The sequence below is a fragment of the Mariniflexile ostreae genome, from assembly GCF_042427585.1.
GTDB lineage: Bacteria > Bacteroidota > Bacteroidia > Flavobacteriales > Flavobacteriaceae > Pseudalgibacter > Pseudalgibacter ostreae.
Map to the genome: position 1 here is coordinate 1 of NZ_JBHMFC010000016.1, position 14,173 is coordinate 14,173.

Consider the following 14,173-nt stretch of genomic DNA (forward strand, 5'->3'; position numbering starts at 1 on the left):
TATCAATGTTGTCGAAGTCTAGGCTTCACCGTATATATTAACCTTAATTCTCTCTTTTATTCTTTCTGATTATATATCAAATTTAATAAAAGACAAACTTAAGAAGTATTTAGATCCATTCCGTTAACAGGTGGTTTTATGACTTTTGTCATTCTTTTTAAAATCGAAAACTTCCATTTTTGTTGAGGACAACAAATTGCCTCAGGCTAGATTACGTTTTAAGCACTAAAAAAAATAATTATGTCTCCAAAGAAACAAAAAAAACTTCCTATTATATATTCTTGTTCTGGCTGCAGCAATGTAGCCCAACTTGCCAACGATATAGCACTTAAAATAAATGCTGAAGGCATTGCTGAGATGTCGTGTATTGCGGGCGTTGGTGGTAAGGTAAAGTCTCTAGTTAAAAAAGCACAATCCAATAATCCTATCGTAGTTATAGACGGCTGTACATTGCAATGCGCAAAAGCCTGTTTGGAAGGGATAGCTGTTAAACCCACAGAACACATCATTCTAACAGATTACAACTTTAAGAAAGAAAAGAATTCTAAGATGAATTTAGAAGATGAAATACAGATTTACCAAACTATTGTAGAGAAAATCAATAGTTTATAAAGATTTAGCCTGGGCTGTTTTTAAATTCTGCTTCAAAAAGAGTTGCAAAGTGCTTTAATAACTTCATTTTAACCTCGGCTTCATCAACGGTTTTTGTTGCCAGCTCTACATTTAAAGACGTAACGGCTTTACCTCGAATACCACAAGGAATAATATTATCGAAATAACCTAAGTTGGCATTTACATTTAAGGCAAAACCATGCATGGTTACCCAACGGCTTGCCCGCACGCCCATAGCACAAATTTTACGTGCGAATGGAGTACCTACATCTAACCAAACACCTGTTTCACCAGGGCTTCTTTCCGCTTTTAGTCCGTACTCTTCTAATGTTAAAATAATGGTCTCTTCTAGAAAACGTAGATATTTATGTATATCGGTAAAAAAATTCTCCAAGTCTAAAATAGGATAGCCCACAATCTGTCCTGGCCCGTGATATGTAATATCTCCACCTCTATTGGTTTTATAAAACGTAGCACCTCTATCTATAAGTTGCTGTTCATTTAATAATAAATGGGATATATCGCCACTTTTACCTAAAGTATAGACATGCGAATGCTCGACAAACAAAAAATAATTTGGAGTTGGCAACGGTGTCTCTGCCTTTCTGTTTTGGATTTTTGTATCTACAATACCTTTAAATAATAACTCTTGATAATCCCAAGTTTCCTTGTAGTCTTTTAACCCTAAATCCTGAAGTTCTATGTACTTATTCATAAGCTACAAAATTACATTTTTTATCTGGCAAAGCGCCTTACCCTCAAAAAAAAAGCAAAGTCTATTACATGCTCCATAATCGCTTCTATAGATAAACTAAGATTTTGGATTATTGAGTATGACTAATGCTGCTATAACACCAGGAATCCATCCGCATAGCCACAATAAAAAAACAATTAATATAGAACCGCAACCTTTCCCTATAACGGCTAAAGGCGGACAGATAATACACAATAAAACGCTCCAAAAACTCATTTTAAATTTGGGTTTAAAATTTACGGAGCTAAATTTACTCATTTAACAACTATAATGATAGTTTACATCCATTTTAGTTTCAACACTATAAATTTTAAAAACACTATTCTTAATGCATTTTAAATAGCATACCGTTGCTACCCGCTATAAACCGCCGCGTTAGGGATTGAAGAGGAAAGCCCACAGCACGCACCGATGATTATCGGTGTGTGCGAGGACTTAGAACGGAAAGCCCGCCCCTTCCGATTTCTATCGAGAGGGGAACGCCCTAAAAAATCATAATTCAATGATCGCAAATCGTAAATCAAATGTTTATCTTTGTGCCTTTAAAAATTTATACCGAGAAAACTAGAATATGTCGCAATTATCAGAGCAAGAGCTTCTACGCAGAGAAAAATTAACAAAATTACGAGACCTGGGCATTAACCCGTATCCCGCAGACCTGTATCCTGTAGACTTCACGTCTAAACAATTGAAAACCGATTTCGAAAACGGAAAAAAAGTAATTGTTGCAGGGAGATTAATGGCCGTTAAGGTACAAGGAAAAGCAAGTTTTGCTCAATTGCAGGATGCCGATGGCAAAATACAGGTGTATTTTAATAGAGATGAAATATGCCCTGGAGAAGACAAGGTTAAATATAATGACGTCTTTAAAAAACTATTGGATTTTGGTGACTTTATTGGTGTTGAAGGAGAATTATTTACAACGCAAGTTGGCGAGAAAACAGTTAAGGTTAAAGATTTTACTTTATTGAGTAAAGCTTTGAAACCTTTGCCCTTGCCTAAAGAAAAAGATGGTGTTGTATATGATGCCTTTACCGATGCCGAACAGCGCTACCGCCAACGTTATGCAGATTTAGTGGTAAACCCACATGTGAAAGAGGTTTTTGTAAAACGAACGAAATTGTTTAATGCCATGCGCCAGTTTTTTAATGATGCTGGATATTTCGAAGTAGAAACCCCTGTTTTACAACCCATTCCAGGTGGTGCCGCGGCAAGACCTTTTATGACGCACCACAATGCACTGGATATTCCATTATATATGCGAATTGCCAACGAATTATATTTAAAGCGACTGATTGTTGGAGGTTTTGACGGGGTGTATGAGTTTTCTAAAAACTTTAGAAATGAAGGCATGGACCGCACACATAATCCAGAGTTTACTGCCATGGAAATTTATGTAGCCTATAAAGATTACAACTGGATGATGGATTTCTGCGAGCGTTTGTTAGAGCATTGCGCTACGGCTGTAAATGGAACTTCAAAAGCAACTTTTGGAAAGCATGAAATCGATTTTAAGGCGCCTTACCCTCGCATTACTATGGCAGAAGCCATTAAAAACTTTACCGGTTTTGATATTACAGGAAAAACCGAAGAAGAAATAAGACAGGCCGCGAAAGATTTGGGTATTGAAGTAGACGACACCATGGGTAAAGGCAAACTTATTGACGAAATTTTTGGTGAAAAATGTGAAGGCAATTATATCCAGCCTACTTTTATTACTGATTACCCGAAAGAGATGAGCCCTTTATGTAAAGAACACAGGGAAAATCCTGAACTAACAGAGCGCTTTGAACTAATGGTTTGTGGTAAGGAAATAGCTAATGCGTATAGCGAGCTAAACGACCCCATAGACCAACGCGAACGTTTTGAACACCAATTGAAACTTGCAGAAAAAGGTGACGATGAAGCAACGGAGTTTATCGATGAAGATTTTTTACGTGCCTTAGAATACGGTATGCCTCCAACATCGGGAATGGGTATAGGCATGGATCGATTAATTATGTTTTTAACCAACAACCAGTCCATTCAAGAAGTATTATTCTTTCCACAAATGCGACCAGAAAAAAAGATAGAACTAAGCGATAATGAAAAAGCTATTTTAATGGTTTTAAAACCAGAGAAAAGCATGTCTCTTTCAGATTTAAAAACACAGTCTGGATTAAGCAATAAAGCTTGGGACAAAGGCATTAAAGGATTGACCAAGCACAAGTTAGCAAAAGTAGAAAAAATGGATGATACGCTTGTAGTTGAACTTATTTAGCGTGTCTGTAATTTATTTACAGTATTAACTTTATATATTATAAAAAGGAATTAATTTTGATTAATTCCTTTTTTGTTTCATTCAAAAAAGTATAACAAAATTATTTATTTTTTCATATCTTAAAAATGCTTTGATATGCACTTACATGCCTTAGAAAACGACCAAGAGTTCTTGAATCTTCAAACAGAAATGGTTCGCATGCAAAATTGGTTAATTGAACACAAAAAAAGATTGATAATTGTGTGTGAAGGTCGGGATAGTGCAGGAAAAGGTGGTGCCATCATGCGCTTTATACGCTATATCAATCCACGTTTTTATCGCGTGGTCGCCCTCAATAAACCTACAGAAAACGAAAAAGAACAATGGTACTTCCAACGCTACATCCGCCATTTTCCAAATCCGGGTGAAATGGTGTTCTTTGATAGAAGTTGGTATAACCGAGCTGTTGTAGAACCAGTAATGGACTTTTGTTCTAAAGCCCAATATGATTTATTCATGAAACAGGTGGTCCAATTTGAAAATATGCTTACCGAAGATGGCATAGTACTTATTAAATTCTGGTTTTCTATTGACCAAGACGAACAAAATAAACGTTTGGAAGAACGGAAATCCAATCCCCTTATAAGCTGGAAGCTAAGCACGGTTGACTTGCAGGCCCAGTTAAAGTGGGACGATTACACATTCTATAAGGATGAAATGTTTAGACTTACAGGTACCGTAAACTCACCCTGGGTCGTTATTAAAGGAAATGATAAGGATTTAGCAAGAAAAGAAGCCATTCGATACATATTGAATAATGTAAATTACGAATTAAAAGGCATAACCAACGAACGCTTAGAACCAAACCCAGAAATTGTGAGTTTAAAAACATAGAAAAACAAATGAATGTTGCTCCTCCACTTTTGTAAATGTTAAAAAAAATATTTCTTGTCGCTTTTATTTTTAATACCATCTTAAATGCACAACATAAAGATAGTTACTCCATAAAGAACGGCATTGACCAAAGTGGTGTTTTACCAACACATCACTTTGGCATTTTTAGTTCTAGAATACATCAAAACTTCAAAACAACATCTTTAAAAAAAGCCAAGTTATCTGTCGCCTATACTAGTGGCAATACGTTCCACCCCTTTGTAGAGGCCTATCTGCCAAAAAGTCCTGAGCTTAGAAAAAAACTAAGCCAAACCTTATGGAATTTGCGTAAGTTTGATTTCATAGACCAGGAGACCACACCCGCAACATACATGAATATCGTTGTAGATGCTGTAATTAAAGAGTTTAGATTTCGAGTAGATATTCCTTTAAATAAAAAAAACGAATTAAACATGTCGTTGCGATCACACCTTATTACAAAAGGCAATTATCCATTATCTTTTTTTTCAAGTGATGAAACTATTGAATGGTTCCATTCCCATATAGCTGGAGGAGAAGACCCTTATGGACGTCGGTATTATGGTTTGAATCGGGTAAATTTTAAATACACAGATAGGAATGGTCGAGTAATGAAACTTTATAACAATGCTTTTTTTATAAGTGGAATTGAGTTTAGCCATCATTATTATCCGTCATTTCTTTTTAATACTACACATAACATCCATTTAAATTTAGGTTCGCATCTAGGGTTAAACACCTCAACATTCAATGCTTCAATAGATTTAGGTGTTTCGGTAAATGGAGTAAAAAAAATAAAATTTAAAAACAAAAATGAATTTCATGTTGGAGTCGGCCTCAATATTCTTCGAAAAAATATCCTCAACTTTAAAGACGTGATGGATTTAGGTAATAATCGCATTCTAGGAAATGTAGTAGGGAATATTGAATTTACAAAGTACACCAAAACCAAAAGCTATCATGCCTTTGGATTAGATTATCAACTTCAAACCAGATACAATAAACAAGAAGAAGCCAGTTATTACAAGTTATTAGGAAAATGGAACGAAGTAAACGCTGGTTGGCACCATGGTGTGTCTACACTTTATAAGTCCTTATCTACTTGGACTTTTATCTATACCTATGGTCGACCAAGTTATAAATTCTCTTTATTTTTCATGCAAGACCTTTCGGTAAATAATGCACCAGATTTTCAAACAGGCATTAAATTAACACTTCCTATTTAAAAAAGTACTGTTTCTTAGATTGTATCCTACCTGTTAATATGCCGTTAAAAGAGACTACTACATTAAACTTTTATAAAATAACAAAGTCCTAGTACCAAATAAACACAAAAACAATACTTATGAAAAAATTAGCGATAATTGCACTTGCCTTTATTACTTTACAGGCTACTGCACAGAAAAAAGCCAACTCGCAAAGAGAAGGAAGAGATCGAACTGAAAAATTTCAAAACATCTCTGCCGAAGACATGGCAACTTTACAAACAAAAAAAATGACCTTACATTCAGATTTAAATGAAAAGCAACAAAAGGCCATTAAAGCATTAAACTTAGAAAATGCGACAACTAGGAAAGCTAAAATGGAAGCTCGAAAAGCTTCTAAAGAAAAAGGGAGTATCCAAAAACCTTCTCAAGAAGATCGAGTTAAAATGATGAATGAAAGATTAGACCATCAAATAGCCATGAAAGCTAAAATGAAAAACATCTTGAACGAAGAACAGTTTGAAAAATGGGAAAAACAACATATGCGTAATGCGCACAACGATAAAGGCTCTAAAAGAAGACAGGGCAAGTCCCGTAAAGCCATGCAAAAGCAAGGATAATATATTAAATTAGTTTTAGTTTAGTTCGTTAAATTGTTAAAAAGCATTTCTGTATCCAGAAATGCTTTTTTATTACAGTCGCCTTTAAAGGCTTTTGGCAACATGATTGACTGCAGAAATAGTCTTATCTAAATCTTTATAAGACAATGCATCGGCAATAAACCACGTTTCAAAAGCACTTGGCGCAATATAAATGCCCTGTTGTAACATGCCATGAAAAAAGGCTTTAAAAGTATCGTTATTCCCATTTGCTGCAGTGTCAAAATCTATCACTGCATCTTCTGCAAAATGTACAGAAATCATAGACCCTACCCTATTAATGGTATGCACCACATTATTATCATTTAAAACCTTAGCCATGCCTTTGTGCAAATAGCTTGTTTTTTCTTCTAATCGATTAAAAATTTCGGCATCTGTATTTAGTTCTGTAAGCATCGCCAAACCAGCAGCCATAGCTAATGGATTACCACTTAAAGTCCCTGCTTGATAAACAGGTCCTATTGGTGCCAAGTAATCCATAATCTCATGCCTAGCTGCAAAAGCGCCTACAGGCAAACCGCCCCCTATTACTTTTCCAAAGCAAACAATATCTGCCTTTACATCAAATAATTCTTGGGCACCACCTTTTGCTAATCTAAAACCAGTCATTACCTCATCAAAAATTAAAAGAATGTTATGGGCATCGCACAGTGTTCTTAATTTTTTCAAAAAATCATCTTTTGGCGGAATACAGCCCATGTTTCCAGCTACTGGCTCTATAATTATACAAGCAATTTCATCTGTATTAGATGCTATAAGAGCTTTTACATTTTCAATATCGTTATATTTTGCAAGTAACGTATCTTTTGCTGTACCCTGAGTAACCCCTGGACTATTAGGAACACCAAAGGTACTAGCCCCACTTCCAGCCTGTATTAAAAATGAATCGCTATGCCCGTGATAACACCCTGAAAATTTAACGATTTTATCTTTTTTAGTAAAACCACGAGCCAGTCGCACAGCACTCATACAAGCCTCTGTTCCCGAATTTACAAAACGGATTTTATCAATATGAGGCACCATAGATACGGCCAACTCTGCTATTTTAGTTTCAATTTCCGTTGGCATCCCAAAAGAGGTTCCTTTTTTTGCTTTTTCAATAACAGCATTTACTACCGGTTCATAGGCATGGCCTAAAATCATGGGGCCCCATGAGTTGATATAATCTATCAATGTATTGCCATCTTCATCAAACAAATACGCGCCTTTTGCTTCTTTCACAAAAATAGGCGTACCCCCAACACCTTTAAAAGCTCTTACTGGAGAGTTTACACCTCCAGGAATTACGCGTTCTGCTTCTGAAAATAAGGCACTGCTTCTTTTATAAATCATAAGATTGATATGTTTTTTTTACTATTTAACTCTTAAAACTTGACCTATGCCAATGTTCGCATCTTGAAGGCCGTTCATTTTCTGAAGCTCCTTAACAGTCACATCATAACGTCTGGAAATAGAATATAAGGTATCGCCTTTTACAACAGTATGGCCTTCCGTGCGAACGGTCGTGTCATGTTCAATTTCCATGGCATAGGAGTCGGCACCTAAAACCTCCATATCATATTCATGTAAGTTATAGCGCTCTATTAAGCTAATCAATTTCTGTGGATATTTTTTATCTGTTGCATAGCCCGCTGCTCTAAGCTCTTTGGCCCAACTTTTATAATCTCCTTTTTTAAATGTAAACAATTTAGCATAGCGCGATCTCATGGTTAAAAATAAAGAGTGGTCGCGAAATGAGTACTTGGCGTCATGATATTTTCTAAAACACTCCCCTTTTGCATCGTCGTCATGATAAATTCTATCGCCCGTCCATTCATGGCATTTAATTCCGAAATGGTTATTCGCTTCTACAGAAAGTCTCCCCATACCAGAACCAGATTCCAAAATACCCTGTGCCAAAGTAATACTAGCGGGAATATGATACAAACGCATCTCCTCTTGAGCAATGCCTTTATAGGTGTCGATGTATTGCTCTGTAGCATTAGCATATACTTTTTTAGGTATTTCTAAAACGCGTTCTGAAGGTTCTTTAATAACCACATGCTCTATTTTAGCACGCTTATGATGGTTTTTTTTTGCGACTGTTTTTTTTGAGCCACAGCTATAAAACAACATCCCTACTAAAAAAAACATTATAATTTTATTCATATCACTATTCAATTAAAGGCCAATTTTTTTGTTTCAGAGTCTTGTTCATACCGATTATGCCCTGTAATCCACCAGTGTGAATAACAAGTATTTTTGATTTATCTGGGAAATAACCTTTTTTAATTAAATCGAAAATTCCATACATCATTTTCCCCGTATATACGGGATCTAATGCTATGTCATGATCTTTTTTAAACTGATTTATAAAATCAATCAAAGCTATATTTATTTTAGCATATCCCCCAAAGTGATAATCTAGAATCAGACTCCAATTTTTCTTATTTGCAAATTTACTAATATCTTCTTGTAAAAAGTCACCTTTTAATGCAGGAAACCCTAAAACCTGTTGGCGGGACTTCGAACTATTAATTAGTCCAGAAATAGTGCCACCGGTACCTACAGCACTGCACACAAAATCGAAATCGACATCACCTGCATTCAAGATTTCTTCACATCCTTTAACCGCCAAAGTATTGGTGCCGCCCTCTGGCAACAAATAAAAATCATTATAAAAATGCCTGAGTGCCGTTAAAAAGGATTCTGAATGTTTATGTCGATATGCCTCTCTGGACACAAATTCAAAACGCATTCCACAAGACGCAGCAAAAGACAATGTGCTATTTTCTTTTATTTTAGACCTCAGCTCTTCACCTCTAATCACACCAATCGTTTCAAAGTCGAACATTTTTCCTGCATAGGCCACTGCTGCAATATGGTTGGAAAAGGCTCCGCCAAACGTAAGGAGCTTTTTAAAGCCTAAACGCTTTGCTCCTTCTATATTGTATTTTAACTTTCTGTATTTATTTCCTGAAATAAAGGGATGAATGGCATCTTCTCTTTTTACAAAAAGTTCTACCCCATAATTATTGGGAACTAAAATGCGTTGATTAACACTATTTTCCAACTTAAATACCATGCTTGCAAATATACTTTAAAAATTGAAAACACGAACGCTTTTGCAGGTAGTCCAGATTAAACTCTTGAGCATAAGCTTCGCGTTCAAAAGAAATATTTCGATAAGCGGCATCATGATTTTTATATTGTATAAACCGAACAACATATGCCAAGATATACCACACATAAAAAGGGATAATGAAGAGTTCTAATTGCTGTTTTAAATGAATTTTTTCATGATTAAGCAAAACCGATCGATTTTTAAAACGTTTATGTTTTAAAATGACGAAAGGAAAAATGGTAATTCCCAAATAGCCTTTCGGCACTAAATATTTTGAGATAACAATCATGCATTAAGCATCTCAAAAATTAGTCCAAATTACATTATCTTTGTTATATATGAAGAAAATAATTCCTGTAGAAGAAGGCGATTTTTATTTAACCCCAGAAGGCTATCGTTGTTTTACAGAACGTTATCATTTAAAACGAGGGTATTGTTGTGAAAGTGGTTGCAGACATTGCCCTTATGGATATAATGCAAAAACCAATACAACATTAAAAAATAAATCCTTTAAATAGTTTGTTTTTTGATAACAAGCAGAATATTAAGGCATTAATAACAAATGGTATGATTATTGATGTTTTTTAACCCAAAGATAACCAATAAAAAAAGCTATGAAAAAATCAATTTACATGTTACCGCTTTTAGTAATACTATTTGTGGTGAGCTCTTGCAGCTCTGTGAGAGTAGCGGCTGATTATGATAAAAAAGCAAATTTTAATGATTATAAAACCTTTGCTTTTTACAAAACGGGTATTGATAAAGCTGAAATCAGCGATTTAGATAAACGGCGGATTCTTCGTGCCATTGAAGCTGAACTTTTAGCAAAAGGGCTTAGTAAATCTGAAAATCCAGATTTACTTGTAAGCTTATTTACAAAATCACATCAACGTGTTGATGTTTATAATAATGCCTGGGGCTACGGTGGCTGGGGATGGGGAGGATATAGCCCTTGGGGATGGGGTTATAATATGCAGCCTTCGGTATCCACATCTGCAGAAGGCACATTGTATATAGATTTAATTGATGCCAGTAAGAAAGAATTGGTTTGGCAAGGCATGGGCTCTGGATATCTGACCCAAAACATGGAAAAGAAAGACGACCGTATTAAAGAATTTGTTACAAAAATTATGGAGCGTTATCCTCCTGATACTGATAATTAAAAACTTCCAAAAAGCGACTAATATTTAAAATTTAGTCGCTTTTTTTTTTAGATAAAGATTACGACTGTAGCGTTTTAGTCAACTTGCTATTTGAATCGCTTTAAGGTCGCTTTGGTAAAAGCACTTAATACAAGCGCCCCACTTATTTCGGCGCGCTCGAGCAACAAGGTCTCCCAATGGTCGGTGTTTTGCCAAAACACCGTTTTCATTTCTTTTAATGCCTCTGGATTATACCCGCTCAATTTCCCAGCCAGTATTTTTACGGCATCATCCATAGCTTCGGTTGTTTCGTATACCTCTGCATACAATCCTTTTTCTTTTGCCCATTGGGGAGAAAAAAACGCTTCCGCATTTAAAGTCATTTGCGATGTAGCACTCAATCCCATTTTTCTTGAAACTGCTGGTTCAATAACAAAAGGCCCAATGCCAATACTGAATTCGCTTAATTTTATCGCGGCATATTGAGTTGCTAAACAATAATCTGCTGCTGCTGCCAACCCCATACCACCTCCAACTATTTTCCCTTGAACACGCGCAATAATAAGTTTAGGGCAAGTACGCATGGCATTGATAACATTGGCAAAACCCGAGAAAAAAACCGTCCCTGTTCCAGCATCTTCAATACTTAGCATTTCATCAAAACTGGCACCAGCGCAAAACGTACGATTCCCTCCACTTTTTAATACAATAACTTGTATAGCATTATTTTGACCTGCTTCTGAAATAGTTTTTGCCAATTCCCTCAAAATAGTACTGGGTAACGCATTGTGACTAGGATGGGAAAATTCAATGAAACCCACTTTGTTTTCTATACTTAAGCTTACATATGCTTGCATGTGTTCGTAATATAATTAGTGTTTTATCTAAAGGATGAATATACATAAAAAATCACATAACCTTTATACCTACTATCCTTCTTGTTTTAAAAAAAAATTCGTATTTTGTTGTAAAATTGGAGCTATGGGGTTTTGGGATTTTATTTTTGGAGCAAAAAAAAGACAAGTTACATTGTTTCTAGAAAATGGCGCTACCATACTAGATGTTAGGAGTAAAACCGAATATGATGCTGGAGCCGTACCAAAATCGATACACATCCCATTACAAGAGCTACACAACAACATTGCTAAATTAAAAGCCATGAACACTCCTTTTGTGGTGTGTTGTGCTTCTGGTGTTCGATCGGCAAAAGCAACAAAATTTTTAAATTTGAATAATATTCAAGCCACTAATGGCGGAGGTTGGATGAAACTAAGTGAAACTTATAATTTAATAGACTGAAACACCTCCATATTGGTAATGGGTTCTTTATTATATTGTAATGTCCAACCTAGAGAATTTGTAAGAATATAAAATTTAGAAAGCTCACTAATCAGTCTATTTTCAGCATTCTTCTTTAAATCAGAAGCGTCTATTTTTTTTATAAGTGAAGCATTTACCTTGTTTTTAATATCGTTATAATCTGAGCCATCAAAGGGATTTAAAAAATCTGCTTTAATATCATAATATTCTAAATCTGGATTTATTTTAATTTCTTCTTTTGGAATGCTTAAAATGGTAAGCGTTTTAGTCGATTCATCAATGTCAAATTCAATTTTACTTAAATCGTAGGCTACAGTAACCTCTGCGTTTACAACTACCAATGCTTTTTTTTCTGTTGTGATAAAAGGACCAAAAAGCGCTTTTGAGTTTTTATAATTGAACACTTGGCTAAAGTGCCCTTCTGTTACAATAAGCTTTCCTACATTTTTAATTTGCTTTTGAATAAGCGCTGAGTTTTCTTGAAGAACAGCATGGTCTCGTTTTTTAGAATCACAATACTTAAACGTGAATAAAACAACCAAGGTAATAACAACACCAAATAGAATTTTTCGCATGGACTAATTTATAAATTATAATGGAAAAAAAACCTTTAGTTTTTAAAATAAAAAAACATCAGTTTTCTTCGACATAAGAAGCCTAAACCAATGCATTTATGAAATATTACTTTCAGGACAAAAATAACCCCTTTTTATCAAAAGCATATTACCGTAAGGTTAAGTAAGTGTTATGGTTTATGTTAAATAATTCCGCTTTAGCATTTTTAATGCCTTCAACGCATACTGAGATTAAAATTTTTGACTCATATCTTTAATATCTTTCTAATGTTCCTCAAACTCTAAATATCCTTGCACAAAGTGAGTGTCTCTAAGCAGCACCTCACCTTTAAAAAAAACATTCCTTCTAAAATCTATTTGAACTAACCGTATTCAAAATCATTCAAAAAAAAAATACCCATTGTTCAACTTATTAAAGAAAGGACAATGGGTGTTTCAAAAATGAACAGATTAATAGCATCCTAAATTTAAATAAAAAAGTCACTATCGAACTAAATTTTCGACAAAGTGTTATTAAAAAAAGATTAAGCAGCACTGCCTAATGGCCAAACATAATAAACCTTACAATAAAAACTTACTTTAAGATTACTTAGCATGGAACACTATGCAAGAATGCTGTTTTTGAAGCTTTATTTTTCTATATTCTAATTTTTGAAGAAAGCCCCGATGCGCTTCCGAATTTGCATTAAATGGTTTGTGAAGAATACTCTTTTGTACACCATCAACTTCCTCCATTGTTTTTAATGCTGATTCTGACATCCAAACCTGTTGAAACTTCTCCCATACATATTGAATCGCTGTTTCATTAGGATGAATCATATCTTCTTTATAAAAACGATAATCTCGAAGTTCATCCATCATAATTTCATAGGAAGGAAAATAGAATGCGTTACAGCTTGTGATGCACGATTGTTGGTTTAAAAATTGATGGATTGCTGTAATTAAATGCGCCTTACTCTGCATGTTTTCGATAAAGCCATCTTTTAAATGTCGTATGGGTGACACTGTGAAAACTACAGATGCGTTGGGATTGATTCTTCCTATTAAATCCACCATGGCATGAAGAGATTGACAAATAGCCTCCACCCGCAACAATTCTTTTTTAAATTCTTTTTGTGATACTTTATGGCAATTAGAAACGATTTCGTCACTTTTTACAAAACGATATACCCAGGCTGTCCCCAATGTAATAATAATGTGAGAAGCCTTTTCGAGTCCTTTATACGTGGCATCAAGCTGCTCATTAAGCTTATTCAACAATCTGTTCTTGGAGCTATGGCTTAATTTTGAATGTGCTTCAAAACAATGCCATTGTTCTGTATGGAAAAAAACATCTTTCTCAGAGTATTTTTTTTTATTTATGGCCTTTGAAATTAAAGTTTCAATGGCTTTTGGATGAAATAAGATTCCTAAAGGGTTCTGTAAATTATAAAACTTAAAATACGCTAACTTTTTACCGATATTGTCTGAAAAACAGGAGCCTATTAATACAATTTTAGAGTTGTAATCTATTAAAGCATTAGGCTCCTGTTTTTTTAAAGCTATTTGAGTTTGAAGTTTCATTTTTTATATTGCGATTTTTTTTTCGTGTTAAGTCAATAAAAACAGCCAATATAAAAGGGACTCTATTTTAAATGGAAACATTACCATTT

General features: G+C 34.8%; 17 protein-coding genes. 8 read left to right on the forward strand and 9 right to left on the reverse strand.

Annotation, left to right across the window (positions count from 1 at the left end):
- The first annotated feature begins 240 nt into the window (after positions 1-240).
- Positions 241-612, forward strand: coding sequence for a putative zinc-binding protein (locus ACFFU9_RS05205; RefSeq protein WP_379860334.1), 372 nt, complete (start codon positions 241-243; stop codon positions 610-612).
- Between the two features lie 4 nt (positions 613-616).
- On the opposite strand, the gene lipB is transcribed toward ACFFU9_RS05205, so the two are convergent.
- Together lipB and ACFFU9_RS05215 are read right to left on the reverse strand one after the other, a co-directional pair.
- The gene (gene lipB, locus ACFFU9_RS05210; RefSeq protein WP_379860335.1) at positions 617-1,327 is read right to left on the reverse strand and encodes a lipoyl(octanoyl) transferase LipB; all 711 of its coding nucleotides are present in this window, start codon (positions 1,325-1,327) and stop codon (positions 617-619) included.
- A 96-nt stretch (positions 1,328-1,423) separates the two neighbouring features.
- A complete protein-coding gene (locus ACFFU9_RS05215; RefSeq protein ID WP_379860336.1) occupies positions 1,424-1,582 on the reverse strand; it encodes a YqaE/Pmp3 family membrane protein in 159 nt (52 codons plus the stop codon).
- A 355-nt stretch (positions 1,583-1,937) separates the two neighbouring features.
- On the opposite strand from ACFFU9_RS05215, the gene lysS reads away from it, so the two are divergent.
- From lysS to ACFFU9_RS05235, 4 genes are all read left to right on the forward strand, one after another.
- Positions 1,938-3,626 (forward strand): lysine--tRNA ligase, encoded by a 1,689-nt coding sequence (lysS, locus tag ACFFU9_RS05220; RefSeq protein ID WP_379860337.1) that lies wholly within the window; start codon positions 1,938-1,940, stop codon positions 3,624-3,626.
- A gap of 135 nt (positions 3,627-3,761) precedes the next feature.
- Positions 3,762-4,499 (forward strand): polyphosphate kinase 2, encoded by a 738-nt coding sequence (gene ppk2, locus ACFFU9_RS05225; protein ID WP_379860338.1) that lies wholly within the window; start codon positions 3,762-3,764, stop codon positions 4,497-4,499.
- Between the two features lie 35 nt (positions 4,500-4,534).
- Positions 4,535-5,743: a hypothetical protein gene (locus ACFFU9_RS05230; protein ID WP_379860339.1), complete on the forward strand. Its 1,209-nt coding sequence runs from the start codon at positions 4,535-4,537 to the stop codon at positions 5,741-5,743.
- Positions 5,744-5,862: 119 nt separating this feature from the next.
- Complete coding sequence (locus tag ACFFU9_RS05235) at positions 5,863-6,342, forward strand: DUF4890 domain-containing protein (RefSeq protein WP_379860340.1); 480 nt, start codon at positions 5,863-5,865, stop codon at positions 6,340-6,342.
- An 84-nt stretch (positions 6,343-6,426) separates the two neighbouring features.
- On the opposite strand, the gene hemL is transcribed toward ACFFU9_RS05235, so the two are convergent.
- The 4 genes from hemL to ACFFU9_RS05255 are packed head-to-tail and all read right to left on the reverse strand — an operon-like array spanning position 6,427 to position 9,773.
- Positions 6,427-7,713 (reverse strand): glutamate-1-semialdehyde 2,1-aminomutase, encoded by a 1,287-nt coding sequence (hemL, locus tag ACFFU9_RS05240; RefSeq protein ID WP_379860341.1) that lies wholly within the window; start codon positions 7,711-7,713, stop codon positions 6,427-6,429.
- 21 nt (positions 7,714-7,734) lie between these two features.
- The gene (locus ACFFU9_RS05245) at positions 7,735-8,529 is read right to left on the reverse strand and encodes a glucosaminidase domain-containing protein (protein ID WP_379860342.1); all 795 of its coding nucleotides are present in this window, start codon (positions 8,527-8,529) and stop codon (positions 7,735-7,737) included.
- Between the two features lie 4 nt (positions 8,530-8,533).
- Entirely contained in the window at positions 8,534-9,445 is a 912-nt protein-coding gene (locus tag ACFFU9_RS05250; RefSeq protein ID WP_379860343.1) for a 1-aminocyclopropane-1-carboxylate deaminase/D-cysteine desulfhydrase, read from the reverse strand.
- Complete coding sequence (locus tag ACFFU9_RS05255; RefSeq protein ID WP_379860344.1) at positions 9,435-9,773, reverse strand: hypothetical protein; 339 nt, start codon at positions 9,771-9,773, stop codon at positions 9,435-9,437. The genes ACFFU9_RS05250 and ACFFU9_RS05255 overlap by 11 nt, the downstream gene beginning before the upstream one ends.
- 49 nt (positions 9,774-9,822) lie before the next feature.
- On the opposite strand from ACFFU9_RS05255, the gene ACFFU9_RS05260 reads away from it, so the two are divergent.
- Together ACFFU9_RS05260 and ACFFU9_RS05265 are read left to right on the forward strand one after the other, a co-directional pair.
- Positions 9,823-10,002 carry a C1orf53 family protein gene (locus ACFFU9_RS05260; protein ID WP_379860345.1) on the forward strand — a complete coding sequence of 60 codons (180 nt, stop codon included), beginning with the start codon at positions 9,823-9,825 and terminating at the stop codon, positions 10,000-10,002.
- 96 nt (positions 10,003-10,098) lie between these two features.
- Complete coding sequence (locus ACFFU9_RS05265) at positions 10,099-10,647, forward strand: DUF4136 domain-containing protein (protein WP_379860346.1); 549 nt, start codon at positions 10,099-10,101, stop codon at positions 10,645-10,647.
- Between the two features lie 86 nt (positions 10,648-10,733).
- Here ACFFU9_RS05265 and ACFFU9_RS05270 read toward each other — a convergent pair whose 3' ends face one another.
- Entirely contained in the window at positions 10,734-11,483 is a 750-nt protein-coding gene (locus ACFFU9_RS05270) for an enoyl-CoA hydratase/isomerase family protein (protein ID WP_379860347.1), read from the reverse strand.
- Positions 11,484-11,517: 34 nt separating this feature from the next.
- Between ACFFU9_RS05270 and ACFFU9_RS05275 the strand changes: the two genes are divergently transcribed.
- Positions 11,518-11,925, forward strand: coding sequence for a rhodanese-like domain-containing protein (locus tag ACFFU9_RS05275; protein WP_379860348.1), 408 nt, complete (start codon positions 11,518-11,520; stop codon positions 11,923-11,925).
- Here ACFFU9_RS05275 and ACFFU9_RS05280 read toward each other — a convergent pair.
- Positions 11,907-12,521, reverse strand: coding sequence for a DUF4230 domain-containing protein (locus ACFFU9_RS05280; RefSeq protein ID WP_379860349.1), 615 nt, complete (start codon positions 12,519-12,521; stop codon positions 11,907-11,909). The genes ACFFU9_RS05275 and ACFFU9_RS05280 overlap by 19 nt on opposite strands.
- 585 nt (positions 12,522-13,106) lie before the next feature.
- Positions 13,107-14,084: a GSCFA domain-containing protein gene (locus ACFFU9_RS05285; RefSeq protein ID WP_379860350.1), complete on the reverse strand. Its 978-nt coding sequence runs from the start codon at positions 14,082-14,084 to the stop codon at positions 13,107-13,109.
- Positions 14,085-14,173: the final 89 nt, after the last annotated feature.

Bases quoted from the DNA above. Each gene is read 5' to 3' on its own strand.
- ACFFU9_RS05270 (WP_379860347.1), bottom strand. From the start codon at position 11,483: ATGCAAGCATATGTAAGCTTAAGTATAGAAAACAAAGTGGGTTTCATT.
- ppk2 (WP_379860338.1), top strand. From the start codon at position 3,762: ATGCACTTACATGCCTTAGAAAACGACCAAGAGTTCTTGAATCTTCAA.
- ACFFU9_RS05215 (WP_379860336.1), bottom strand. From the start codon at position 1,582: ATGAGTTTTTGGAGCGTTTTATTGTGTATTATCTGTCCGCCTTTAGCC.
- ACFFU9_RS05245 (WP_379860342.1), bottom strand. From the start codon at position 8,529: ATGAATAAAATTATAATGTTTTTTTTAGTAGGGATGTTGTTTTATAGC.
- ACFFU9_RS05260 (WP_379860345.1), top strand. From the start codon at position 9,823: ATGAAGAAAATAATTCCTGTAGAAGAAGGCGATTTTTATTTAACCCCA.
- hemL (WP_379860341.1), bottom strand. From the start codon at position 7,713: ATGATTTATAAAAGAAGCAGTGCCTTATTTTCAGAAGCAGAACGCGTA.
- ACFFU9_RS05250 (WP_379860343.1), bottom strand. From the start codon at position 9,445: ATGGTATTTAAGTTGGAAAATAGTGTTAATCAACGCATTTTAGTTCCC.
- ACFFU9_RS05265 (WP_379860346.1), top strand. From the start codon at position 10,099: ATGAAAAAATCAATTTACATGTTACCGCTTTTAGTAATACTATTTGTG.
- ACFFU9_RS05255 (WP_379860344.1), bottom strand. From the start codon at position 9,773: ATGATTGTTATCTCAAAATATTTAGTGCCGAAAGGCTATTTGGGAATT.
- ACFFU9_RS05230 (WP_379860339.1), top strand. From the start codon at position 4,535: ATGTTAAAAAAAATATTTCTTGTCGCTTTTATTTTTAATACCATCTTA.
- ACFFU9_RS05205 (WP_379860334.1), top strand. From the start codon at position 241: ATGTCTCCAAAGAAACAAAAAAAACTTCCTATTATATATTCTTGTTCT.
- ACFFU9_RS05275 (WP_379860348.1), top strand. From the start codon at position 11,518: ATGAATATACATAAAAAATCACATAACCTTTATACCTACTATCCTTCT.
- lipB (WP_379860335.1), bottom strand. From the start codon at position 1,327: ATGAATAAGTACATAGAACTTCAGGATTTAGGGTTAAAAGACTACAAG.
- ACFFU9_RS05285 (WP_379860350.1), bottom strand. From the start codon at position 14,084: ATGAAACTTCAAACTCAAATAGCTTTAAAAAAACAGGAGCCTAATGCT.
- ACFFU9_RS05235 (WP_379860340.1), top strand. From the start codon at position 5,863: ATGAAAAAATTAGCGATAATTGCACTTGCCTTTATTACTTTACAGGCT.
- ACFFU9_RS05280 (WP_379860349.1), bottom strand. From the start codon at position 12,521: ATGCGAAAAATTCTATTTGGTGTTGTTATTACCTTGGTTGTTTTATTC.
- lysS (WP_379860337.1), top strand. From the start codon at position 1,938: ATGTCGCAATTATCAGAGCAAGAGCTTCTACGCAGAGAAAAATTAACA.